Genomic DNA, 22,490 nt, shown 5'->3' with positions numbered 1-22,490 from the left:
CTCCTATACCCTTATTCTAGTACCTCTCGTCAAAACCAATTAGGACATATGTCACATTTTGGCAAGAAATTTTCAGAAAAAAACTGCCTAACAGAATTAGGCAGTTTACAATCAATTATATAGCGGTGCTTTTGTTAAGGTATGTCCATCGAGCCAAAGAGCAAGCGCTGCCGCAAGCTCATCGGTCATCGAAAAAGCCGCTTCGATTTGTTCCTTCGAAATATGGTCCACGTGCACTCCCGCCGTAATGACACAATTTCCGGGTATTTTTGGGGCGATCGTTTCAAAAATCAGATCGGCTAGCACATCGTCTTTATGAAAGCGGCCGTCATGGCTCGGAAAGCGCTGGACCTGTTTTTCACTTGAAAAAGTAGTCACCGTCCCAATATGAGGTGTATCTCCTCCGAAGAGACACAGAATCAAGTCATTTCCGATCCATTCAGCCCGCAAAGTGATTTGATAGCCGGCCTGCTTGCTGGTGAAGGTTTTAGTCATTTTCTTTCCACCGTCCTGAAACATGGTTTGCGATTCCTAATGCATCCATCAGCTTCATCGATTGATGGGCTACAATATCGTCGATCGTTTTAGGTTGGCTGTAAAAGGCCGGAATCGGCGGGACGATCTGAACACCTAAACGAGCTAATTTTGTCAGGTTTTCTAAATGAATCGCATTTAACGGCGTCTCTCGCGGAACTAGAATCAATTTTCTTTGTTCCTTCAAGGTCACATCGGCCGCTCGCGAAATCAAGCTATCGCCAAAACCAATTGAAATCCCGGCGACAGTTTTCATGCTGGCTGGTACGATCACCATGCCATCTGTTAAAAACGAACCGCTTGCGACTGCCGCACCCAAATCACGATTACTATAATGATAGTCCAGCATGCCTTCCAGCTCATTTAGCGTTAGATCAGACTCTAATTTCAAGTTCTGCTTTGCCCAATCGCTGATGATCCCGTGAGTCTCGATCGCAGGATCGTCTTTCAATTGTTTGATTAAATCGATCGCGTAGACGATTCCTGAGGCTCCGCTGATTCCTATGACGATTCTCTTTTTCATCTGGTTCACCTACTTCAAATATTTTTCCCAATCAGGTACTTCTTTAAACTCTGCTCGAATAAAATCATCCTTCAAATCAAAGGGCACAGTCCCATCCAAAATCGTTTTGCTGCTCATGCCGCGGAAGCGAATCGAGGTTGGATTGTATTCTGGCCGTTCAGACGGATCTAACGGATGATTCCGCATCCCCGGCAGCACGATAATATCCTGATCTCCCTGGAAACGAGTATTCAGCGTCCACATTACATCGTTCATATCAAAAATATCGACATCATCATCCACCAAAATCACGGTTTTTAATTCTTTGAAGGCTGACAAAGCCAGTAGTGCTGCTTGTCGTTGAATCCCTTCATCTGCTTCATTTTCTTTATGAATCTGCAAGATCGACATCAATTTTCCGCCGCCAGCAGGAGGATTGTAAACATTGGTCACTTTCCCCGGAATCGCCTTGTCGACTAAGTCTAAAATACTGGCCTCGGTAGGAATCCCCGCCATCGAGACATGCTCTTCTGAAGGACCAATCGTTGTCTGCATGATCGGACGATCCTTGCGGTGAGTAATGGCCTTGACTTTTACTACGTTAACCGCTGGATTGGCATCGCCATTGTAGCCGGGAAATTCCGGCATGGCTTTGCCTGTGTTGGTGTTGATATCCTCTTGAATCGTTTCGTAAGGCAAAATTTCCGCTTCAATAATAAATTCTGACCGGGCGATGCCGACTTCATCCACGGCCACGCCATCAACTAATTGCACCGGTTCTTGTCGCAACGCACCTGCCACCCATAATTCGTTGTAGCCCAGCGGTGTGGTCGGCGGCTCAAATGTCGTCCCAATAGAAATCGCTGGGTCCAACCCAATATTGATCGTGATCGGCATCGGCTTGTTCAACGTCTCGTATTGTTTTTGGAAATGGCCGATGTGACGACCACCTGGCATGATATACATGCCGATTGTGTCTTCATCTTCTAAAACCATGCGATGAATCGTTACATCGCTCATGGTTTTATCAGGATCAGAACCGAAAACGACACCCATCGTAATATACGGTCCCGCATCATATTCCGTATTGGTCGGCGCAGCCAAAATTTTGCGAATATCGAAGCCCTCATCGGTCGCTAAATGTACGACTTCTTGCGCAGGCGCTTCCGCTTTTGAGACTTTGATCGGCTTGACTGGATTTTGCACTGAATCCTTCAATAAACGTCCCAAATGCTTTGGGTCATGATGCAAAATTTTTCCGACGCGATCACGACTGGCGATAATCCCAATCAATACGCGCGTATCGGGGAAGCCTTTGACATTGTTGAACATCATCGTCGGACCTTCTTGCGTTGGCCGCTTGACGGTTCCTCCCGCTCCGATATAACGATAGACTCCCGATAATTCCGCATGCGGATCGACTTCCAGATTCGTCTCATGGTATTCTCCTGGCATTTCTTGCAGCTCAGCTAAAACTTTTCGCAAATCATAAGGTGTAGACATAAAAAAAGCCTCCTTGGATTGTTATCATTTCGATAAGCTAAGTTTAGGCTCACCCATGTCACAATACAATTCGGCTTTCAGGCGGAACTATTCCATATTGGAATATTCGCTCTGCAGAAATTGGAAAAATTCTTTTGGTGCTGGCGCGTCTGCATCTTCGGATAAATAAAAATTCAGAAAACTCTCATTGGTCGGTTCGATTTCTCGAGTCACTAATTGATCGGACAAAGAGTTTCCCAACGACTTTTCCATGATTAGTGAAACGCCTAAACCTTCTTCAATCATACGCAAAATCAAATCGATTCGTGTGCCTTGATAGGTAATTTTCGGTTCAAAGCCGGCTTCACGACAAAGCTCCTCGACTGAATAATAAGGACTTTCCGCCAGCCCTAAGATTAGAAAGTTTTCGTCTGCCAAATCACTAAGAGCAATCACCGCATTTTTGGCTAACGGATGGCGCTTCGGCAAAACCGCTACAAAACGATCCTTTTCAGTAATAATAGAATTTTTTTCGGTTTGTTCCCTTAAGGAACGAAAAAAGTAGACCCTATTTTTCTCGATCTCAAAATTTCCCAGCGCCATTGCTTCCGATTCCTTCAAATTCAGATGAATCTCAGGATGCTGCTTCAGAAAATTGGTTAATAGATCGAAGCCTCGATAATTGGGCATGGTGGGAATCGTATGGATCGTCAGCACCCGCTCTTTTTTCTCACGATATTCGCTCAGGCTATCCGTTAAAACCTGATAAGCCCTCACGATTCTTTTGATATCCGGCAATAGCAGCCGTCCTTCTTCGGTCAGCTGAATCTGACGATTGCTGCGATCAAATAAGGGAACTTGCAGCTCTTTTTCCAACGCACTGATTTTTTTCGAAACATTTCCTTGGGTCATATAATTCCGCTCAGCCGTTTCCGTATAATTCAACGTTTCCGTTAAATCGAGAAAAAGCTGCAATTTTTGCTGATCCATAATGTCCCCCCTCGTTCATCATTGTTTTTCCATTCCATTCAGGAATAGTATATTACAAAGATCGGTGTGTTTCTATTTTTTTAGTAAACGTGCCTTTTCCATCATTTTATGGTAATAAGGCCGCATCTCTTCTTCAGTGACCGCTTGATCCAACTCGGCGACATCGATCCATTTGACGTCGCTGTTCTCATCCTCCTTGATATGCAGCATCTGGTCCTCTTTTGCCATAAAAAGATAGGCCGTATTGATATGATAGTGCTCCTTAATAAGCTGCCCTTTCTTATAATGCTCCTGCACTGGCAAAATATCAAAGGCGAACAAGCCCTCGTGGATCAATTGATAATCCTTGATTCCCGTCTCTTCTTCCAATTCCTTTTTAGCTACGAATAATAGGTCAGCACAACCATCGGCATGGCCACCCGTCCAAGAATAGGACTGATAAATATTATGATAGACCATCAGTACTTTGTCATAGCTGGGATTGATGACCCACGCGGAGGAAGAAAAATGATAGTCCGTATTTTCCCGCGTCAGCAGATTTTCTTGAAATTGCAGCTTGTCTAAAAATAGTTTTTTATCCGCCGCTTCTTGTTCCGTAAACGGTTCGTATGCCATAATTTCCTCAATGATTTCTTGCATCTTATCCCCTCTTATCTTTCCTTATTCTGACTTTTCTATGCACATCGATTATACCAAATTATTCTGGCGGTCCCTCTATGCAAAGAAAAAGACTTGGTTCATTTGACCAAGCCTTCACGGATTATTCTCATACGCTTAACTTTTTAAGGCACAAAACGATACCCCGCACCCCAAACCGTTTGAATATGAACTGGTTCAGAGGGATTGTCTTCGATTTTTTCCCGCAGGCGATTGATATGGACTGTCACCGTCCGCATGTCGCCAACTGATTCCATCCCCCAAATCTTCTTATAGAGCTCCTCTTTACTGAAGACACGTTGAATATTCTGCATCAAAAACAGCAGCAGCTCAAACTCTTTATGCTTCATTACCACTTCGGTTCCTTTAACCAATACCTTCATCGCGTCCGGCTGAATCACGATGTCGCCGGTTCCAAGCTGCCGAACCTTCGAAAGGCGAGGTTCCTGATTGTTCAGTCGTTCAAATTGAGCAATATTTGCCCGAACGCGAGCCACGAGTTCTGTTGGCGAAAATGGTTTGCTGATGTAATCATCCGCACCGAGTCCCAGCCCCCGTAATTTGTCGATTTCTTCATTTTTGGCCGTCACTAACAGAATCGGAACCAAAACCTCATTGCGAATCTGCCGCAGCACTTCGATGCCATCCATTTTCGGCAGCATCACATCCAGCAAAATCAAATCATAATCTTGCGACAACGCTTCTTTTACACCGGCTGTCCCATCATGAACGATGGTACATTCAAAGCCATGAATCGTTAAAAAATCCCGTTCAATCTCTGCAATCGCCTCATCATCTTCAATAATCAAAATATGCTTCATTTTTTCCCCTCATTATTCATGGATATTTTTAGTAGCTTTACTCTTTGTCCTCATTTTCTGCGGAACGAATCGGCAGTTGAATGCGTATTTGCAGTCCGCCGCTTGGAGAAGGTGCTGCTTCGATGGTACCTTTCTGACTTTCAACCACGCGTCGCGCAATCGCCAGTCCTAATCCGCTGCCTTTCCCAGTTTGTGTCCGCGCCTGATCCCCACGATAAAACACATTGAAGATTTTTTCATACTGCTCGGCTGGAACCCCAGGACCATTGTCACTGAATGTCAGTATCACCTGATCCAAATCCTCATATTGCTCAATCACTAGTTGGTTTTCGGTTTGGTTTCCATATTTCAACGTATTTTCGATAATATTCATGATCACATTACGCAGCTGCTCTGGATCAATCGCTGCCTTTGTCTGAAAAGAACGCGCTCCTAAAATGATCGTCAATCCTCGTTGTGCGTATTCGTCTGTCACACCCTCGATCACATCCGCCAGATATTTTCCGATATTGACCGTTTTGATCTTCAGCGCGTACTCGCCCAAATCGATTTTGGAGAAAAGAAACAGCTGCTCTACTAAATGAGTCAGTTCGTCAGTTTTACTCGCAATCGTCCGCAAGTATTTATCTTTCATGGCGGGCGTTGTAGCCACACCTTTATCTAAGCCTTCAACATAGGCCTTGATCGCCGTCAACGGTGTGCGCAGATCATGAGAAATTCCAGCAATCAGCTCTTTGCGATTTTCGGTCGTTTTCTCCTGTTCGGTCACCATCGTCTCAAGCCTTTCAGCCATCTCATTAAAACTGTTCACAACCGGAAGAAACTCGTCTTCTTCATGATAGCTCGTACGCCAACTCAAATTTCCGTCCCGGATTTGCTGGGCACCATTCAAAAGAACCGTTAACGCGTCATTGATCGGCCGGAAAATAAAGCGCGACAATAGGTAATTGGTCAGCAGCACAAAGAGGATCACACAAGCCAGTGTCAAAACGATCACAAACAGAATCTTCTGCTTATTATCCACGAGCCTTTCTTCTAGATTCATATGATATTTTTGATTGATCAGCAGCAGATGGAAGCCGCCAACCTCAAGCCGATTTACCAAAACGTTATTGACTACCAGCGTGTGCTGCTGCGGATCAGCCAGCATATTTTTGACGATTTTGTCTTCCTGATAGGGTCTCTCGCGATGAAGCAATTTTTGTTCCTTGCTGTATACCAGCACGCTGATATAGTCGCGAGGAAATTGGCGATCGATGCGAGCAACCTCAGCGATCATCTGTTTTTCAGTTGGCGGCTTCGCATCAAATTTCGTCTTTAACTCTTCAATCTGATCATATTCCTTAGCGTATATTCGATTTTCCTGCCATTGGTGAAAAAAGTTTCTGCCAAAGGTATCAGAAAAAATAAAGAACAATCCGCTTAAAACGATCCCGGTCAAAACAATCGGCATGATGATCATTAGTAAATTGGATAAATAAAGCCGTTGTCGAATCGTCATCTCTGATCGCCTCATCTCATTCATTTCTCTCTTCTTATTTAACACGACTACGCCTCATTTTCGCAAAAATAAAGCAAGTATTAATAAATAGTTTACAAATTGTTTATCACTTCCGCCCTGTTTATTTGATTCCTTTGATTATCATAAAATTAACTATAAGCAACGCCCAACCACTTTTATATTTTTGGAGGAAACGATTTATGCATTCATTTACCGGCTTAACCGCCAAAGAAGTCCAAGAGCGGAGCGAGGCTGGTCAAACTAATGATCATCGTCTGAACCCGGCAAAGTCCACCGCCACGATCATTCGCGAAAACACGTTAACACTGTTTAACTTATTAAACTTTCTTTTGGCGGCCTGCCTATTTGCAGTCAAAGCCTACAGCAATATGTTCTTTATCTTGATCATCCTATTCAACATCACGATCGGCATCGTCCAAGAGATTCGCGCAAAAAGGATGGTCGAACGCCTGACTCTATTGGCCCAGAATGACATTACCGTCATTCGAGAAGGGGAAAAACAACGGATTGCTCCGGATAAATTAGTCTTAGGAGATACCGTTCTATTAAAAGCCGGCGAGCAGATTCCCAGCGATATGTTGGTTTTAGCTGGTCTGGCTGAAGCCAACGAATCACTGCTGACTGGCGAATCTGATACGATTATCAAAAAAGCCGGCGCTGAGCTTTTGTCAGGTAGCTACCTGACTAGCGGACAGCTGATTACACAAGTGGAACGAGTAGGCGCTGATAATTATGCGGCGAAAATCATCAATGAAACCAAAGCTGCCAAACCGATAAAATCCGAGCTGATCCAATCCATCCAAAAAATTTCCAAATTTACCAGTCTGATCATTTTACCCATTGGTGTCTTACTTTTTATCGAAGCCTTCTTTTTACGTCACAGCTCCACTTACACAGCGGTCGTAGCGTCTGTCGCCGCGCTTTTAGGGATGCTGCCGAAAGGTCTAGTGCTGCTGATCAGTATTGCTTTGACTACTGGCGTGTTAAAATTGGCGAAAAAACAGGTGCTTGTACAAAATATGTACGCGATTGAAAATTTGGCCCACATGGATGTCCTTTGTCTAGATAAGACGGGAACCTTAACAGAGGGCAAGATGCAGGTGGAAAATCTATATCTTTTAGCCGAGTCCTATCGAGAAACTCTTCCCGACCTGATGACCAGCTATTTGGCAGCAACGGAAGACAGCAATCCTACCGCGCAGGCTTTAAACGCCTATTTTGGTTCAGGTGCTCACGAATCTGCGAAACAGGTACTGCCCTTTTCATCCGAACGAAAATATGGCGCCGTAGCCTTTGAAAATGGTACCACCCTTTATCTAGGTTCGCCGGAGAATTTACTTCCTGCCGAGGAGATTCCATCACTGATTCAGCATTATCAAGCGGCGGGGTTGCGAATTCTTTTGATTGCTCTCTCTCCATCAGAGAACTTGGAACAGCCAACGAATCTGTCACCGATCGCCTTTCTGACCTTAAGTGATCCGATCCGCGAAAACGCGCAAGAAACCTTGAACTTTTTAACCGAACAAGGCGTGGATTTGAAGATTATTTCAGGCGACAATCCAAAAACGGTCGCAGCCATCGCTGAAAAAGCCGGGTTTGTTGATTATCAAAAAGCCATTGATCTTTCGGCCTATACTGAGGAAGCCAAAATTCGGGAACTGGCCCATACCCATTCGATCTTCGGACGGGTCACTCCGCAACAGAAAAAACTATTGATCCATGAGCTGAAATCAAAGGATCAAACCGTTGGAATGACTGGAGACGGTGTAAATGATATTTTGGCTTTACGCGAAGCAGATATTTCCATCGCCATGGCTGAAGGAGATGACGCCACTCGTCAAATCGCGGATGTAGTATTGCTCGATTCTAATTTCGGCAGCTTGCCAGCGATCATCTTTGAAGGCCGCAGAGTCGTGAATAATATTACTCGTTCATCCGGCGTATTCTTTATCAAAACGATCTATTCGCTGCTGGTTTCATTGTTCTGTATCTTAACAGTATCAACGTTCCCTTTCATTCCATTACAGATCACTTTAATCGATTTAGCGATCGAAGGCTACCCATCCTTCTTTCTATCCTTTGAAGCAGACAAGCGGAAAATCCAAGGACGTTTTTTACCTATCGCCATCAAACGAGCCTTGCCTAGCGGTCTTTTAGTCCTAATGAATGTGGTCCTCGTTTGGATTTTCGGTCAATTCTTCTTATCTGCCTTGGATGCACGAACGCTTATGTATTATTTATTGATCGGGATCAGTTGCTATGCAGTATTTAAATCCTGCCAGCCTTTAAATCCTCTGCGATTCTTTTTAGTGGTCACAACAACTGTCGGTACTTTTGGTGCAGTGGTTTTATTCCATAGCTTTTTATCGATTGGTTCGCTGACCCTTCCTATCTTTGGCTGGTTCATAGGCTTCATGATCGTTAATCTTCTGCTGTGGCCGCCTTTAGCGAGGAAAATCAACAATTTGAAACTAGCTTTCCTGTAATCGGATGGCACAAAAAAAGAAGCTGTGGACACAGCTTCTTTTACTTTATTTCGCTCGAACTGGCAGCCAGACTTGGAACTGCGCATTTTCTGGTTCCATGTTCAAATACAACTCAATGTCCGGCAGCTCAGCGTATTCAAAGCCTGACGTCGGCAGCCATTCTGTGAAGACCTGCTGCTGCAGCTCTTGGATTGCACCCGGCATCGGACCAGTTCCTGAGAAGACCGCCCATTTTGCTGCCGGAATTTCGTATTGCGCGAATTCTTCCGTAGTATCGTTACTAGCAACCCCGATCACATATTCCCAAGCATCCTGCACCTCGGAGGTCATCAAACTGATCCCCATAACGCCCGGATTGTTTTGATCCATATGCGGAATCAATTGTTCCAATTGCCCACTAGAGCTGACCTCGTTCCAAAATTCTGGAATTCTTTTTTGTGCTGCTTCCATATCCTGCGCAAGTTTCAAACCAAAACCTGTCACTTGGAAAGCATCCTTATCGATTAATTGATATTCCATTGCCTGCACTCCTTTTACGGTAAGTTTGAAGGTCAACATTGGATAGCTGGTCAATTTCGCACCAGATTGCTTCGCTTCCTTCGGTGTCATTCCATGAATACTTTTGAACACGCGATTAAAAGAAGTGGGAGAATCATACCCATACTTGCCGGCGACATCAACGACCTTTTCACCTCGTTGCAGATCCACCCCCGCCAGACTCATCTTGCGGCGGCGAATATATTCACCCAAGGTCACATCAGCGATATAAGAGAACATCCGCTGATAATGATAACTAGAACATTGCGCTAATTGCGCCGCGCGCTCCAGCTCGATTTTCCCCGTCAAATTTTCCTCCACATAAGCAATACTCGTATTTAAATGATCTAACCATTCCATCCATTTTCCTCCTATTTCTACTATAGTAGGACCAGCAAAGAAAAACCTCGCAGAACGTGCCGCTTTTAGCGAGCTAAAAAGTTAGCTTCGCCAGTCGATCAAAAGCTTCTGATAAAAGCTCGATAGGCTGTGTCGCGGCTAAACGAATATACTCGTCACCTACCGTTGCGCCAAAAGCCTTGCCCGGAACAAACAAGACACCGCTCTGTTCCAACACTTTTTCTACGAAAGTCACTGAGTCTAGTCCGCTTTTACTGATATTAATAAAAGCATACATGCTGCCGGCTACTGGACGCAAGGATAAATAAGGAATTTCGGCGACTCTTTTTTCAATATAAGCCAGACGTTCTTTGAACACCTCGACTGTCGGCGGAACAAGCTCCTCATAATGATTCAACGCATAGATTGCACCGCGTTGGGAAGCTGTGGGGGCCGAGTAAGTAATACTCTCGTTGATCATCCCGGCAATTTGATTGATATAAGCTGGTGCGATCATGTAACCTAAACGCCAACCCGTCATCGCAAAGCCCTTTGACACGCCACTGATGGTGATCGTATTTTCCGGAGCCAAACTTGCCATTGGCACAAATTTTTCTTTAAAGGCAAAATCTTCGTAGATTTCATCCGAAATAATGAATAGATCATTTTCAACCGCCACTTCAGCAATCTGCTTCAACGTCTCCTCGGAGAAGACCGCTCCGGTTGGATTGTTTGGAGAATTGATGATAATTGCTTTCGTTTTATCCGTAACCGCCGCTTTTAAATCAGCAACCGCTAATTGAAAATCGTTTTCCTCATAGGTCGGGACAAAAACAGGTGTGCCGCCAGATAAAACGACTTGTTCACGATAAGGTGAAAAATACGGTTCGTGAATGATCACTTCATCCCCGGGATCAAGCAGCACTTGCATTACCAAATACATCCCATGCAAAGCGCCGACTGTTCCACGGACTTGATTCACTTGAAAACTCAGACCGTATTTTTTTTGATAGAAATCAACGATTGTCGTCAAAAATTCTTTGCTGCCATCAGGGGCCGTATAATTCGTCGCACCCTTTCTGACATCTTCATAAGCGGCCTCAATGATCGCCGGGTTGGTGATCAAATCGGGATCACCAATCGACAAATCAATAATATCTTCTTTTTCTTTTGCTAAAACGGCGATCTTCATCAACAAATTTTCTGCCGGTTGTTGGAAGCGTCGTGCTATTTTACTTTTATCCATCCTTGCTCACCTCGTTAATTTACAATACCTTATTCAAGAAATCCTGCGTCCGACTATTTTGCGGATGATCAAAGATTTCCTCTGGTGTTCCTTCTTCTTGAATGACTCCGTCCGCCATGAAGATCACACGGTCTGCCACTTCTTTGGCAAAACCCATTTCATGAGTCACAACGACCATCGTCATCCCTTTTTTAGCCAAATCCTGCATAACAGCCAGTACTTCACCGACCATTTCCGGGTCCAACGCTGAGGTTGGTTCATCAAACAGCATTACATCTGGGTTCATCGCTAATGCCCGAGCGATTGCTACCCGCTGCTGCTGTCCGCCAGATAAACTGGACGGGAAGCTGTCGGCTTTTTCCTTCAAACCGACTTGATCTAACAACGCCATGGCCTGCTCTTTGGCTTTCGTCGCATCTTCTTTTTTTATTTTCACTGGTGTGATGGTCAAATTATCCAAAACACTCATATGCGGGAACAAATTAAAGCTTTGGAATACCATTCCCATCTTTTGACGAATCTGATCGATATTGCTATCAGGGGCGGTAATATTTTGCCCTTCGAAAAAGATCTCGCCGGAGGTCGGTTCCTCTAATAAATTCAAGCAGCGCAAAATCGTACTTTTCCCGCTTCCCGAAGGTCCGATGATTACAACTACTTCTCCATCTTTGACCTCAAGATCAATCGATTTTAACACTTCATTATCGCCAAAACTTTTTGACAGTTGTTTTACATTAATCATTCAGACCCATTCTCCTTTCAACTAACCCTAATAGACGGGAAATACAGAAGGTCAATACGAAGTAGATCAGCGATACCAAAACATATGGCAAGAACGGCTTGAAGCTGGCTCCTTGTACTACTCCTGTTTGGAAAATCAATTCTGACACCCCGATAACCGAAACGACAGATGATTCCTTGATGATCGTTACAAATTCGTTCCCTAAGGCTGGTAAAATATTTTTGATTGCCTGTGGGAAGACGATGTAGCGCATCGCTTCTTTTTGGTTCATCCCCAGCGAACGAGCCGCTTCCATTTGACCTTTGTTCACCGCATTGATCCCTGCCCGAACAATTTCCGCGACATACGCAGCACTATTCAAGGAGACCGCAATACAACCTGCTAATAATTTCGACAGATCTAAACCGATAACTCCAGTCCCAAAATAAACGATAAAAATTTGTACCAAAAGCGGCGTACCACGAACATATTCAATGTAGATAACGGCAAGGGCCTTCAAGATTTTGCTCTTGCTAAGTTTCATCAGCGCTAGCAAACTACCGAAGATCAAACCAAATAATACCCCGACAAACGCCAGCAAAATTGTATATTTCGCACCGTTTAAATAATACGGGCCATATTTTTGCAAGAAGGATTTTTCGCCTTGGAACATCAATTCATTGGCTTCCTTTTGATAGCCCTTCAACAAACCTTTGTCATTGATCGTTTTGATCGACGCATTGACATGCTTTTTCAACTCCGGCGTATTTTTTGACATGGCAATAGCTGTGACCTTTTCACCCTGTTCAAACTTCACCGGCGCCAATTCAACATTGTCGCTTTGTTGGACATAAGCTTCAGCTACTGGCTGCTCTAATACCACGGCCTCAACTTTTTTATTCAATAAATTATTGATCAAGTCTGGAACTTTTTGCAACGACGTCGGATCAGCACCAGTTAATTCATTTTTAACTAGATCCTCTTGTGTTGTTTGTTTCTGGGCGCCAACAGGTACGCCGTTAAAATCTGCTGTTGTTTTGTATTTATTTTTATCCCCTTTACGAACCAATACTTTTTGCTGCACGACAAAATATGGATCAGAGAAATCGACTTCCTTTAGTCGTTCTTCCGTGATCGACATACCAGAAATAACCAAGTCGATCTTGCCGGTCTTCAAGGCGCCTAGTAAAGCATCAAAACCTAATTCCTCGATTTTCAGCTTCACGCCCATATCTTTAGCGATTTTTTTAGCGATCGATATATCAAAACCAACGATTTTATCGGTTCCATCTACATCCGCGTGAAATTCATAAGGCGCATAATCTGCCGATAGCCCTACAACTAATTCACCGCTCTGCTGAATGCGCTCGTATATCTCATCTTTCTCTGCCCCTTGCGCTTTTGCTGGTAAAAAACTCAGCAACATCAGCAGCACTGTTACTAGTGCTCCAATTTTTTTCTTCATCCATCCCACTCCTTCTTACTATTAAATGAACTAATTTCTCTGGCGAAAAACTAGTCTGGCACTCATTTATGTGTCTTGCTGTGACATTAAAACCGAATTTCTCTTTTCGGCGACATTCACGACCGACACTTCTTTTTGAATAATAATATAAGTACAGGAACAATTAAAGAATAATTATTCAAAAAGAACTTGCACTTATACTACCACACTAGTTATAATAAAAAAAGAATTATCTAAAAAAATAATGAAAGAAGTTTTACGATGACAAAACAATTGATTGTACGGGGCGCTCCGCAAGAATACGAGCTAAAAAAAGAGGCTTGGAAATCATTGGAGTCCCACCTTAATAGAAGAAATATCAAAAAAGTTCTCATTCTGCACGGCGAAAAATCCTGGGCAGCTGTAAAGACTTACTTTCCTGAGTTATCAATAACAAAAGCTTTTCATTATTACGGCGGTCAATGTACAGATTCTGCCGCTGAAAAATTTGCGTCTTTATGCATGGAGGAACAATTTGACGGCATCATCGCTGTGGGCGGCGGAAAAGTCGCCGATCTAGGAAAGTTCGTTGCCTATAAGGTACATTTGCCAATCCTAATCTTGCCTACTTTAGCTGCCACTTGTGCCGCTTATACGCCTTTGAGTGTAATTTATGATGAAGCCGATGTGATGCTTCGCTACGATATCTTTCCAAAAGCCAGCGATCTAGTGCTGATTGATCCAGCAATTATCTTGCAGTCCCCACGAGAATTGATGATCGCCGGTATTGGGGATACCTTAGCAAAATGGTACGAATCCCACGCGATTATTTCTCAATTAGAGGTAAAGCCGGTCGAAGTTCAAGTCGCTGAATTTGCCGCAAAAAAATGTCGTGAGATTCTTTTAGAAAAGAGTACTGAAGCCTTAGTGGCGATGGATACGCAAGAAATGAACCAAGCCTTTATCGATGTCGTTGAGACGAACATCTTATTGGCTGGTATGGTCGGCGGATTTGGTGATGAATATGGACGTACCGCTGGGGCGCATTCGATCCACGATGCCCTGACTGTCTTACCCGATAGTCACCAGCAACTTCACGGAAATAAAGTCGCCTACGGAATTCTAGTTCAATTGATGATTGAAGATGAATTAACTGAAATCAAAAATCTGTTACCTTTTTACCACCAATTAAAATTACCAACAAATCTCGTTGATTTAGGTATGCATTTAACAGAAGAAGATTACCAAGCCGTCGCCGAGCGCGCGTGCGCCCCCGGCGAGATGATCCATCTCATGAAAGAAACGATCACTCCAGACCTAGTGATTCAAAAAATGAAGACCTTGGAAGAATTTACCCGCTAATGACGAAGAGAACTTGCAGAATTCGCAAGTTCTCTTTTTTTGTTTTTGAAAAAATTTTTTTCTTTTCTAATGATAAAAGCCAATCAGGGTATATCATTTATTTATTAATAATCTTTCTGCCCTAATCATATAGCAGGTCTACTAATTCTGTTCATAACACATCACTCTACTCTATGTGTTAGATAAACTTTTTTTCGTGACAGGAGTTTTTTTCCGATATAATAAACACTATAGAGAATCGATCCAATGGTTATTTGGAAATTGATACAAAAATGTGCTATTGAAAAACTTTGAAGGAGATTAGCAATGAAAAAGTTTAACATCGTATTATTGGTATGCTCTGTCCTTGTCCTTTCCGCCTGTTCAACTAATAAAAAAGCAGAATCAACGGATTCGACAAGGGCAAAATTAACAACTAGCAGTTCAAGACAGAAAAAGGCAACAGAAAACTTAGAAGCAATTATTAACAAATTCAAAATAGATGGGCTAACTGTAGAAGCCTCTAAATCTATGACAAAAGATGACTTTGGAATGGCTCCTATGTCCGCTAAAGAGGCTTATATTTTCGGTATTCAAAAGGACGATGAAAATGAATATATGAATGCTCGAATTTTCTCTTTTGACAATACTAAAGATTTAAATAAAACTAAAACCTATTATGATGATTTAGGTAAAGAGTCAGCAATCGCTTTTTCATATACTGCAACGAATGAAAAGAAAAAAATTTTAATGCAATTTAATGGTGACTTGTCGCAAGATCTTGTACAAAAGTACGTTGATTCCGCTGGTTTAACTCTTACACATACAAACTTTACTAATACTACGCATTCAAGCACTTCTTCGACAACAGACAGTAATAATGCATCTGTCAATAACAGCACCCAACCTTCTATGCCACAAGGAACTGGCTACGGTGACCATAATGCAAATATCAGGGATGCCAGATATCAAGAAGCGATTGAAAAAGGCGCAACCGAACAGGAGGCTAGTGATTTTGCTAACGGAAGCGCACCAACTTACTCTCCACAAACGCCAGAACCTGCTGTTGAAAATCAACAATCATCTGCTCAACAAGACGCTGACAATTTATCATTAACAGATTTTGTTAATAAGTATGGGATGTCTCCTGTCGCTTGGAAAGTACGAAATGGAATGTCTGAGGAAGAAGCTTTACGAACCACCACACACAAGACTTCTGGAGAAGTTCAATTGGGAATCTCAAAATATGGGATTCAGCCATAATTAATTAACTCCACACTACAACCTGACATCGTAATTAAATTCCGCTATGAGAAATATTGTAGATTTGAATAAAATCAAAAAAGCAAAGCCCTTGAAATCAAGGTCTTTGCTTTTTCTAATAACCGAACAGCTAATACATATTTTCTTTTTTAAAAAATCTTCCCGGTTCTAATGGCATAAATAGTTAAGAAAATTAGAATGAACAACGCCAACATTTCTAATAGAAAGTCGGTGGTTTTTACTTCGTTTTTCGAAGTGTTCCTCTCTGGTTTCATTGTGCTATTAGGGCCCTCCTCACTTTTACAATGCAAGGATAGCAAACCATTGGTATAGGAACGTAACAATTCTTATTGAATTTAATTAGAATATGGTTAGCTGGATCTAATTTATTTCAGCTGTGCTTTCGAATAATTTTCCTCTGACATTTCTTACGACCAATGCGATGCCTAGTATCTCGACCACTTGCAGCAAAGGAACACCTGCTCCTGTGTAGAAAAACATGAACAAGCCTTTTCCGCCCGGCGCCCAGGTAGCAAACCATGAAACGCCGAAGAGATAGACGGTATACGTCAGCAACAATCCTAGGAAAATAATCAAATAGTCAGCCAAAATGGTTCGCGTCTCGTTCTTTTTGAAATAGATCATAATAAACTTCAATATGGCGCCTAAACTGATAAGCAAGAGAATCGGCGATAGGATCCGATATAGCCAAATAAGGCCGTTAATAATCCGCACCAAAGGTTTTGTTCGCTTCGCTTCAGCTTCCATTCCTTTTTTGATAGTCGAGACTGACTTGACATTAATCAAATTCAGAATGACCTGCGCAGGTTGGTTGGCGACAAAGATTGAACCGCCATAATCTGTTCGATAGCTCTTATAAAGGATTGTCTCGATGCCACCGGCACCCATATAATTGAGTACTTTCCCTAGATCTTCCAGTTTTTTTCCATTACTCTGCTTCGAAACAAACAGCATTTTTTTCTTAGTCAATTGACCAGTCTCGAAGCCTTTTTCTAATTCCTGATTGATTTTTTTGAAAACTTTTTCGTTTTCCCGACCGTCTTTATACAATCCTGCCCGTTGGAACATTTCTCTCAGCCCCCAGACAAACATATCTCCCGGTAACTCTCCATTTTCAACTGGCCAAGATTCAGGCCAAATGGAATCCTTCACCATCCAATTAATACCCTCATGGTATTTGGCCAGCGTTGGTGATACCTTTTGTGCCTGAGCTAAGGTTTTCTTTGAGACCCAGATACCGCTGTTTTCAGCAATTGATCGGGAATCATACTTGCTGTTGTCGATTTGAATCAAATTTTCCGTCAGCTTAGCAAAGGATGTCTTCGTACGATCATTAGTGGTAAAGATCCCATAATGCTCCTCATTGATTTTGGAGATCACCAATGACTCTCCTAACGTTAACAGCACAGGTGCGAGCAACAGCAAAATATTCATACCTATTTTCTTCTTACTCGCCGCCTTCAATGAACGTCCAAAATTACGACATTTTTCTTTAAAAGTTGTCCCTAGCCGACGATCCTGTACGATGATCCCAAAAAGTGTACAAATCGTCGCCACCAGATAAAGTGGCACTAGCCAAATGGAATCCTCCCGCAAAAACCAAAAGAACGGAAAAGCGATCATCAGCACAATTGACCATGGAAGCCGCCGCTTAATCGTATCTTTTCTGCGTAAATAAAGGCCGAGTACTCCTGCTAAAACAAATAGTACAGCCGCAAAAACTAAACTGTTCCGGTAAACCCGCAGCGAAAATTCCGAAGCCAACGTCGCGGGGGAAAAAATGAGAAATAGAAAGCTCAAACCACTTAGATAGCTGTTTCTGATCAAGGGAGTCAATGCTCTGACTATAGCAAAGGCCGCCCCAATGTTGAATAGACACAAAAACAACGGATAAGAAAGCTGCGAAAAGTGATTAGCAATCAAAAAGAAGGTAAAGGATAATCCCTTGGTCAGCGTTCCGGCATTGTAAGCCCCTAGCCACTTTCCGGCAAGAATAGTCAATGCTTGGTTGATCGAAAGCGCATCGTCATACCCCGCCTGCATATAAATTTTGACCGGCATTTCCGCCGCGATGACGAGTCTAAAAATTATAGCCAAGGCCACAAAACCGACAAAAACTTTTCCTTTGGTCGTTGCGATAAACGGAAACCGTTCTTTTAGCTTCATAATTTAGAAAAAGGGATAAAAGGCGGCAGATCCCCTTCAACCTCAGTTAAGAATTTTTCCAGCCAAATGACATCCAGCCATTTTTCAAATTTGTAGCCGATTTTAGGAAACTGAGCGACTTTTTGATAGCCAAGCTTCTCGTGGAAATGGATACTTCCTTGATTTCCACCAGTAATACATGCGGTTAAAATCGCTATGTTTTGTTTTCTCAAGGCATCTTCTAAGGCCTGATACAATAATTTTCCGGCGCCATTGCCGCGTTTATCGCGATCAACATAGACGCTCACCTCCACTGCCCAATCATAGGCGGCCCGCTCTTTATAAGCGTGGGCATAAGCGTAACCTAAAATTACGCCATCATCCTCTGCCACAAAATAAGGATAAGCAGTAACCGTTTCCTCTATTTTCTGAACAAAATCCGCTTCACTAGGTACATCATAATCAAACGTAATGGTGGTTTCTTTAACGTATGGTGCATAAATCGCTGCTAGTGCAGACGCATCTGCACGTGTTGCTACTCGAATTTCAATCATCTTGGACCTCCTTGCTGGTTCAATTCTATCACTCTGTTAAATAAAAAAACACCCTATCTAAAAAAGACGCAAACAAATCTTTAGATAATCATCCGCCTATTATTAATTCAAGGCTTCTACTCATATCTACCTTAGTTGACATAGTGATGGCAACAATAACAGATGAATCACTCAATTTGATAAAACGAGACAACTCAATCGGTAGCAGGTTGTTTTAACCAAGTTTTTCTAACAATCAATGAATAACGGAAACGGAAAATTTGATTAAAAATAAGTGGCGATTCTCTAAGTTAAAAGCGCGTAGTTTCACCTCTTCCTTCTGGTTATTTTTAGTGAAATATGCTTGAATAGAAACAGTGTTTCTATAGGAGGGTATTTATGGAACAGAATCAAACGCCCGATAATCACACAAAGGAAATGAGTTTATTGGGCTTGAGTATGATCGTCATCGGCTCGATGCTGGGGGGCGGCGTTTTTAATCTGCCCAGCAGTATTTCGCAATCCGCCGGTGTTATCGCTTCATTATTAGCCTGGCTGATTACCGGAATCGGTGTATTCTTTATCGCGAAAGTTTTTCAAACTCTTTCGAGAGAGGAGCCCGAGATCATCGGCGGAATTTATTATTATGCTAAAGATGGTTTTGGTGATTATATCGGCTTTAACTCCGCTTGGGGCTATTGGCTGAGTAATATTATCGGAAATGTCTCTTTTGTCATCTTATTTCTAGATGCATTAAGCAAGTTTATTCCGGCGATTGGTGGTTCAGGTGGTCGGATCGGATTATTTTTAGGAACCTTTATGATCTGGGGCGTCATTTTCTTAGTCGCTCGCGGCATTCGAACGGCTAGTATTTTAAACACGATTGCGACAAGTGCAAAAGTGGTTCCAATTTTATTAGCAATTTTTCTTTTATTTGTTCATTTTAAGTATCAGACCTTTTCAATGGATGTTTTCGCTAAAAATATGATGATGAACGGGCAAAAATTAGGCAGCATTCCTACCCAAATTCGCCACGCAATGCTGCAAACAATGTGGGTTTTCGTCGGGATTGAAGGTGCCGTTGTCCTATCTGGTCGGGCAAAACGTGCCCGCGATGTCGGTCGGGCAACCTTGATCGGCTACAGTGTAACACTGGCGATCTATGTATTGATCGTCATGCTTAGCTTTGGTTCGTTGCCGCAAGAACAGCTGGCAAACTTGCCTAGCCCTTCATTAAGCGGGGTTCTGCGAGCATCAACTGGCGCTTGGGCCGGGCAAATGATCAATATTGGTGTGATCATTTCAGTCTTGGGTGCTTGGATTTCCTGGACTATCTTAGCAGCGGAAATTTCTTTTGATGCTGCACAAGACAAGATGTTTCCGGCTTTCTTAGGAAAGGCCAACAAACAAAATGCGCCGGTAAACGCCTTAGTCCTTAATGGCGTCATTATGCAGATCGTCTTTTTGATATCTCGCTGGGCGATGGACGCTTTTCAGTCCGTGACTGATACCGCAACGACGATGGTTCTTGTTCCTTATGTTTTATCTGCCGCCTTCTTATGGCAGGTCGCCAAAGGCAAACAACATAAGAGTCAGCAATTTTTAGCCGTTGGCGGAATTATTTACGGGATCTATATGTTGTATTCATCAGGGATTCTGAACTTGCTCTACTGTATCGGAATCTATGCGCTCGGTTTTGTCTTTTGGTTTTGGAACAGCCACACCTATCATCGCCCCGTCTTCACGACGAAACGAGACAAAATTCTATTCGCGATCGTTACAAGTTTTGGGTTGCTTAGTTTGATTGTCTTTTTGATACAATTAGGGTAAGAAAGGCGGCAGTGATTTTTGATCACTGCCGCCTTTCTTCTATTATATAAGTTGCAAAATCATCGTAGCTAAAAGTCCAACTGCATAGCAGCTATTAAATACGATCAGATTTTCAACGGCCATTGGAAATGTTTTGCTTTTGATCTGCTCTTTAGTAAAAATCTGCGTTTGCGGAAAAACTTTTAGCAGACTAATAAACGTTAGTAAGATCGGCCATTGATAAATTCCGCCAATCCAGCCAATGATAATTGCCGCATAGCAGCTGTACATCAATCCGTTAAACAACCGAACACCCCACTCGCGCCCAATATAAAATGGCAAGGTATAGCGCTGGTTTTGAACATCCTGCTCTAGGTCACACAGATTATTTGCCAACATGATATTCGCGATCGTCAGCATCAAGGGCAATGCTGCCCAAATAACCGCGATCACAGCCATCGTATCTCCTGTCACTGCAAAGTGGTTGAAATCCAAATCCATAAAAAAGAGCCGCTGGTCGTAGGTATTCAAGTAAATCGTAATCGCAAAAATCCCTAAGCCTTCCGTTACTCCGCTGAAAATCTCCCCCAACGGCATGCGAGAAAGCGGGATCGGACCATACGTATAAAATATGCCGACAAAGAAACACGCCGCCCCCATTGGCAAAAGCAGCCAGCCAGTTTGAATAACCAAGACAATCCCCACGATTGCTGAAAAACCAACCAGTCCGAAAATCAGACGCTGAATTTGTTTCTCCGATAGGTTTTCTCGACCAATGACATTCTCTTCATATTTATATTTTTCAGAGTGCGCCTTTTGAAAATCCATATAATTATTGATGGCGGTGATGGCTAAATCAAAGGCAAACATTCCGAAAAAGAAGACCAGTGTTTTCCCCGGATGAAACGAGTGGAAATACGTATTCGTAAATAGTACGGCGATCACAAAAGGAAATATCCCAGCAAATTTTGTGCGTATTTGCACAAGTTCAAAGAAATTTTCCTTGGTCATTTTATTCTGCGCTGCCCTTAGCCGCTTAGTGTCTTCCATATTGAACCCCCAACCTGCAAAATTTCCTATTTCTGTCCATAAATCCTACCACCACCTAAAAATCTAGGTGGCAGCGAGACTTTTAATTAACTGAAAGATTGCCAAAGCAACGTGACCAACAGCCCTAGTGCGTAACAGCCATTGAATGTGACTAAATTCTTAATCGACATCGCAAACGTTTTACTCTTAATCTGCTCTTTCGTAAAAGCTTTTGTTTGCGGATAGACTTTTAATAGACTCAAGAAAACTAATAAAATCGGCCATTGATAGATTCCAGCGATCCAACCGATGGCAATTGCCAGATACGAACTGTACATCAAGCCATTGAATAAAATCACGGCATTCTTTTTGCCTAGGTAAAAAGGCAAGGTATACCGATGATTCGCGATATCCTGATCCAAATCACAGATATTATTCGCCAGCATGATATTAGCAATCGTCGCAATCAACGGCAGCGATGCCCAAACTACCGCAAGTGCAGCCGTCGTACTGCCGGTAATCGCAAAACGATTAAAGTCTAAATCCATATAAAAGAGCTTTTGATCGTACGTGTTCAAATAAATCGTGATCGCAAATATCCCTAAGCCCATCGTCACACCGCTGAACACTTCACCTAAAGGCATACGTGATAACGGGATTGGACCAAATGTATAGAATACACCGATGAAACAACAAGCACAGCCCATAACCAGCAGCAGCCAGCCCGTTTGGATCGCTAACGTAAGTCCAACAACGGCGGCGAAACCGATCAGACCGAAAATGATCATCACGACTGTTTTTTCAGACAGCTGATCTTTGCCGATGATATTTTCTTGATACTTATATTCCTTAGAATGTGCTTTGCGGAAATCCATATAATTGTTGATTGCAGTCGTCGCCATGTCAAAAGCGATCATTCCAAAAAAGAAGAACAAGGTCTTGCCCCAATGAAAGGAATGAAAATATGTGTTGGTAAACAATACCGCGATCACAAATGGAAATAGACTCGCCAACTTGGTTCGGATCTCTACTAAGTCAAAAAAACTTTTTCTTGTCATGGCATGCTCC

Annotated in this window: 18 protein-coding genes and 1 pseudogene; 4 read left to right on the top strand and 15 right to left on the bottom strand. The window is 42.7% G+C overall.

Annotated features, from left to right (window positions below; genetic code table 11):
- Positions 1 to 111: 111 nt before the first annotated feature.
- The 7 genes from lpdD to PGP85_RS01285 all read right to left on the bottom strand — a co-directional run bounded on the left by lpdD (position 112) and on the right by PGP85_RS01285 (position 6,532).
- Complete coding sequence (gene lpdD, locus PGP85_RS01315; RefSeq protein WP_034709146.1) at positions 112 to 495, bottom strand: prenylated flavin chaperone LpdD; 384 nt, start codon at positions 493 to 495, stop codon at positions 112 to 114.
- Entirely contained in the window at positions 488 to 1,057 is a 570-nt protein-coding gene (locus tag PGP85_RS01310) for a UbiX family flavin prenyltransferase (protein ID WP_010742011.1), read from the bottom strand. The genes lpdD and PGP85_RS01310 overlap by 8 nt, the downstream gene beginning before the upstream one ends.
- A gap of 9 nt (positions 1,058 to 1,066) precedes the next feature.
- Positions 1,067 to 2,539: a UbiD family decarboxylase gene (locus tag PGP85_RS01305; protein ID WP_010742010.1), complete on the bottom strand. Its 1,473-nt coding sequence runs from the start codon at positions 2,537 to 2,539 to the stop codon at positions 1,067 to 1,069.
- Positions 2,540 to 2,626: 87 nt separating this feature from the next.
- Entirely contained in the window at positions 2,627 to 3,508 is an 882-nt protein-coding gene (locus PGP85_RS01300; RefSeq protein WP_010742009.1) for a LysR family transcriptional regulator, read from the bottom strand.
- A 72-nt stretch (positions 3,509 to 3,580) separates the two neighbouring features.
- Positions 3,581 to 4,147 (bottom strand): NUDIX hydrolase, encoded by a 567-nt coding sequence (locus tag PGP85_RS01295; protein ID WP_010742008.1) that lies wholly within the window; start codon positions 4,145 to 4,147, stop codon positions 3,581 to 3,583.
- Positions 4,148 to 4,290: 143 nt separating this feature from the next.
- A complete protein-coding gene (locus tag PGP85_RS01290) occupies positions 4,291 to 4,986 on the bottom strand; it encodes a response regulator transcription factor (protein WP_010742007.1) in 696 nt (231 codons plus the stop codon).
- A 37-nt stretch (positions 4,987 to 5,023) separates the two neighbouring features.
- Entirely contained in the window at positions 5,024 to 6,532 is a 1,509-nt protein-coding gene (locus PGP85_RS01285; RefSeq protein ID WP_270325606.1) for a sensor histidine kinase, read from the bottom strand.
- Positions 6,533 to 6,687: 155 nt separating this feature from the next.
- Here PGP85_RS01285 and PGP85_RS01280 point away from each other — a divergent pair, with 155 nt between their 5' ends.
- Complete coding sequence (locus tag PGP85_RS01280) at positions 6,688 to 8,994, top strand: HAD-IC family P-type ATPase (RefSeq protein ID WP_270325605.1); 2,307 nt, start codon at positions 6,688 to 6,690, stop codon at positions 8,992 to 8,994.
- A 45-nt stretch (positions 8,995 to 9,039) separates the two neighbouring features.
- Here the strand turns inward: PGP85_RS01280 and PGP85_RS01275 are convergent, their stop codons facing one another.
- From PGP85_RS01275 to PGP85_RS01260, 4 genes are all read right to left on the bottom strand, one after another.
- Positions 9,040 to 9,891 carry an AraC family transcriptional regulator gene (locus PGP85_RS01275; RefSeq protein ID WP_010742004.1) on the bottom strand — a complete coding sequence of 284 codons (852 nt, stop codon included), beginning with the start codon at positions 9,889 to 9,891 and terminating at the stop codon, positions 9,040 to 9,042.
- A gap of 73 nt (positions 9,892 to 9,964) precedes the next feature.
- Positions 9,965 to 11,116: a pyridoxal phosphate-dependent aminotransferase gene (locus PGP85_RS01270; RefSeq protein WP_010742003.1), complete on the bottom strand. Its 1,152-nt coding sequence runs from the start codon at positions 11,114 to 11,116 to the stop codon at positions 9,965 to 9,967.
- Between the two features lie 19 nt (positions 11,117 to 11,135).
- Positions 11,136 to 11,858: an amino acid ABC transporter ATP-binding protein gene (locus tag PGP85_RS01265; RefSeq protein ID WP_010742002.1), complete on the bottom strand. Its 723-nt coding sequence runs from the start codon at positions 11,856 to 11,858 to the stop codon at positions 11,136 to 11,138.
- The gene (locus PGP85_RS01260) at positions 11,851 to 13,302 is read right to left on the bottom strand and encodes an ABC transporter substrate-binding protein/permease (RefSeq protein WP_010742001.1); all 1,452 of its coding nucleotides are present in this window, start codon (positions 13,300 to 13,302) and stop codon (positions 11,851 to 11,853) included. Before PGP85_RS01260 ends, PGP85_RS01265 begins: the two co-directional genes overlap by 8 nt.
- Positions 13,303 to 13,563: 261 nt before the next feature.
- Here PGP85_RS01260 and PGP85_RS01255 point away from each other — a divergent pair, with 261 nt between their 5' ends.
- A complete protein-coding gene (locus tag PGP85_RS01255) occupies positions 13,564 to 14,643 on the top strand; it encodes an iron-containing alcohol dehydrogenase family protein (RefSeq protein WP_270325604.1) in 1,080 nt (359 codons plus the stop codon).
- Between the two features lie 1,047 nt (positions 14,644 to 15,690).
- Positions 15,691 to 15,885: pseudogene (locus PGP85_RS01250) on the top strand (hypothetical protein); the annotation flags it as partial.
- Between the two features lie 381 nt (positions 15,886 to 16,266).
- Here the strand turns inward: PGP85_RS01250 and PGP85_RS01245 are convergent.
- Together PGP85_RS01245 and PGP85_RS01240 are read right to left on the bottom strand one after the other, a co-directional pair.
- The gene (locus tag PGP85_RS01245) at positions 16,267 to 18,072 is read right to left on the bottom strand and encodes a hypothetical protein (protein WP_270325603.1); all 1,806 of its coding nucleotides are present in this window, start codon (positions 18,070 to 18,072) and stop codon (positions 16,267 to 16,269) included.
- On the bottom strand, positions 18,069 to 18,605 hold the full coding sequence (locus tag PGP85_RS01240) for a GNAT family N-acetyltransferase (RefSeq protein ID WP_010741997.1): 537 nt from the start codon (positions 18,603 to 18,605) through the stop codon (positions 18,069 to 18,071). Before PGP85_RS01240 ends, PGP85_RS01245 begins: the two co-directional genes overlap by 4 nt.
- 378 nt (positions 18,606 to 18,983) lie before the next feature.
- On the opposite strand from PGP85_RS01240, the gene PGP85_RS01235 reads away from it, so the two are divergent.
- Positions 18,984 to 20,414 (top strand): basic amino acid/polyamine antiporter, encoded by a 1,431-nt coding sequence (locus PGP85_RS01235; RefSeq protein ID WP_010741996.1) that lies wholly within the window; start codon positions 18,984 to 18,986, stop codon positions 20,412 to 20,414.
- Positions 20,415 to 20,456: 42 nt separating this feature from the next.
- Here the strand turns inward: PGP85_RS01235 and menA (PGP85_RS01230) are convergent, their stop codons facing one another.
- A complete protein-coding gene (gene menA / locus PGP85_RS01230; protein WP_010741995.1) occupies positions 20,457 to 21,443 on the bottom strand; it encodes a 1,4-dihydroxy-2-naphthoate polyprenyltransferase in 987 nt (328 codons plus the stop codon).
- Between the two features lie 86 nt (positions 21,444 to 21,529).
- Positions 21,530 to 22,480, bottom strand: coding sequence for a 1,4-dihydroxy-2-naphthoate polyprenyltransferase (gene menA, locus PGP85_RS01225; protein WP_270325602.1), 951 nt, complete (start codon positions 22,478 to 22,480; stop codon positions 21,530 to 21,532).
- Between the last annotated feature and the right edge of the window lie 10 nt (positions 22,481 to 22,490).

The sequence above is a fragment of the Enterococcus malodoratus genome (genome assembly GCF_027659535.1).
GTDB classification, from domain to species: domain Bacteria; phylum Bacillota; class Bacilli; order Lactobacillales; family Enterococcaceae; genus Enterococcus_A; species Enterococcus_A malodoratus.
This window is presented reverse-complemented; position numbering and strand designations above follow the sequence as displayed.

Coding starts and splice junctions, on each gene's coding strand:
- PGP85_RS01305 (WP_010742010.1), bottom strand. CDS start 2,539: ATGTCTACACCTTATGATTTGCGAAAAGTTTTAGCTGAGCTGCAAGAA.
- PGP85_RS01275 (WP_010742004.1), bottom strand. CDS start 9,891: ATGGAATGGTTAGATCATTTAAATACGAGTATTGCTTATGTGGAGGAA.
- menA (WP_270325602.1), bottom strand. CDS start 22,480: ATGACAAGAAAAAGTTTTTTTGACTTAGTAGAGATCCGAACCAAGTTG.
- PGP85_RS01310 (WP_010742011.1), bottom strand. CDS start 1,057: ATGAAAAAGAGAATCGTCATAGGAATCAGCGGAGCCTCAGGAATCGTC.
- PGP85_RS01300 (WP_010742009.1), bottom strand. CDS start 3,508: ATGGATCAGCAAAAATTGCAGCTTTTTCTCGATTTAACGGAAACGTTG.
- PGP85_RS01245 (WP_270325603.1), bottom strand. CDS start 18,072: ATGAAGCTAAAAGAACGGTTTCCGTTTATCGCAACGACCAAAGGAAAA.
- PGP85_RS01295 (WP_010742008.1), bottom strand. CDS start 4,147: ATGCAAGAAATCATTGAGGAAATTATGGCATACGAACCGTTTACGGAA.
- PGP85_RS01290 (WP_010742007.1), bottom strand. CDS start 4,986: ATGAAGCATATTTTGATTATTGAAGATGATGAGGCGATTGCAGAGATT.
- lpdD (WP_034709146.1), bottom strand. CDS start 495: ATGACTAAAACCTTCACCAGCAAGCAGGCCGGCTATCAAATCACTTTG.
- menA (WP_010741995.1), bottom strand. CDS start 21,443: ATGGAAGACACTAAGCGGCTAAGGGCAGCGCAGAATAAAATGACCAAG.
- PGP85_RS01280 (WP_270325605.1), top strand. CDS start 6,688: ATGCATTCATTTACCGGCTTAACCGCCAAAGAAGTCCAAGAGCGGAGC.
- PGP85_RS01240 (WP_010741997.1), bottom strand. CDS start 18,605: ATGATTGAAATTCGAGTAGCAACACGTGCAGATGCGTCTGCACTAGCA.
- PGP85_RS01260 (WP_010742001.1), bottom strand. CDS start 13,302: ATGAAGAAAAAAATTGGAGCACTAGTAACAGTGCTGCTGATGTTGCTG.
- PGP85_RS01255 (WP_270325604.1), top strand. CDS start 13,564: ATGACAAAACAATTGATTGTACGGGGCGCTCCGCAAGAATACGAGCTA.
- PGP85_RS01265 (WP_010742002.1), bottom strand. CDS start 11,858: ATGATTAATGTAAAACAACTGTCAAAAAGTTTTGGCGATAATGAAGTG.
- PGP85_RS01235 (WP_010741996.1), top strand. CDS start 18,984: ATGGAACAGAATCAAACGCCCGATAATCACACAAAGGAAATGAGTTTA.
- PGP85_RS01270 (WP_010742003.1), bottom strand. CDS start 11,116: ATGGATAAAAGTAAAATAGCACGACGCTTCCAACAACCGGCAGAAAAT.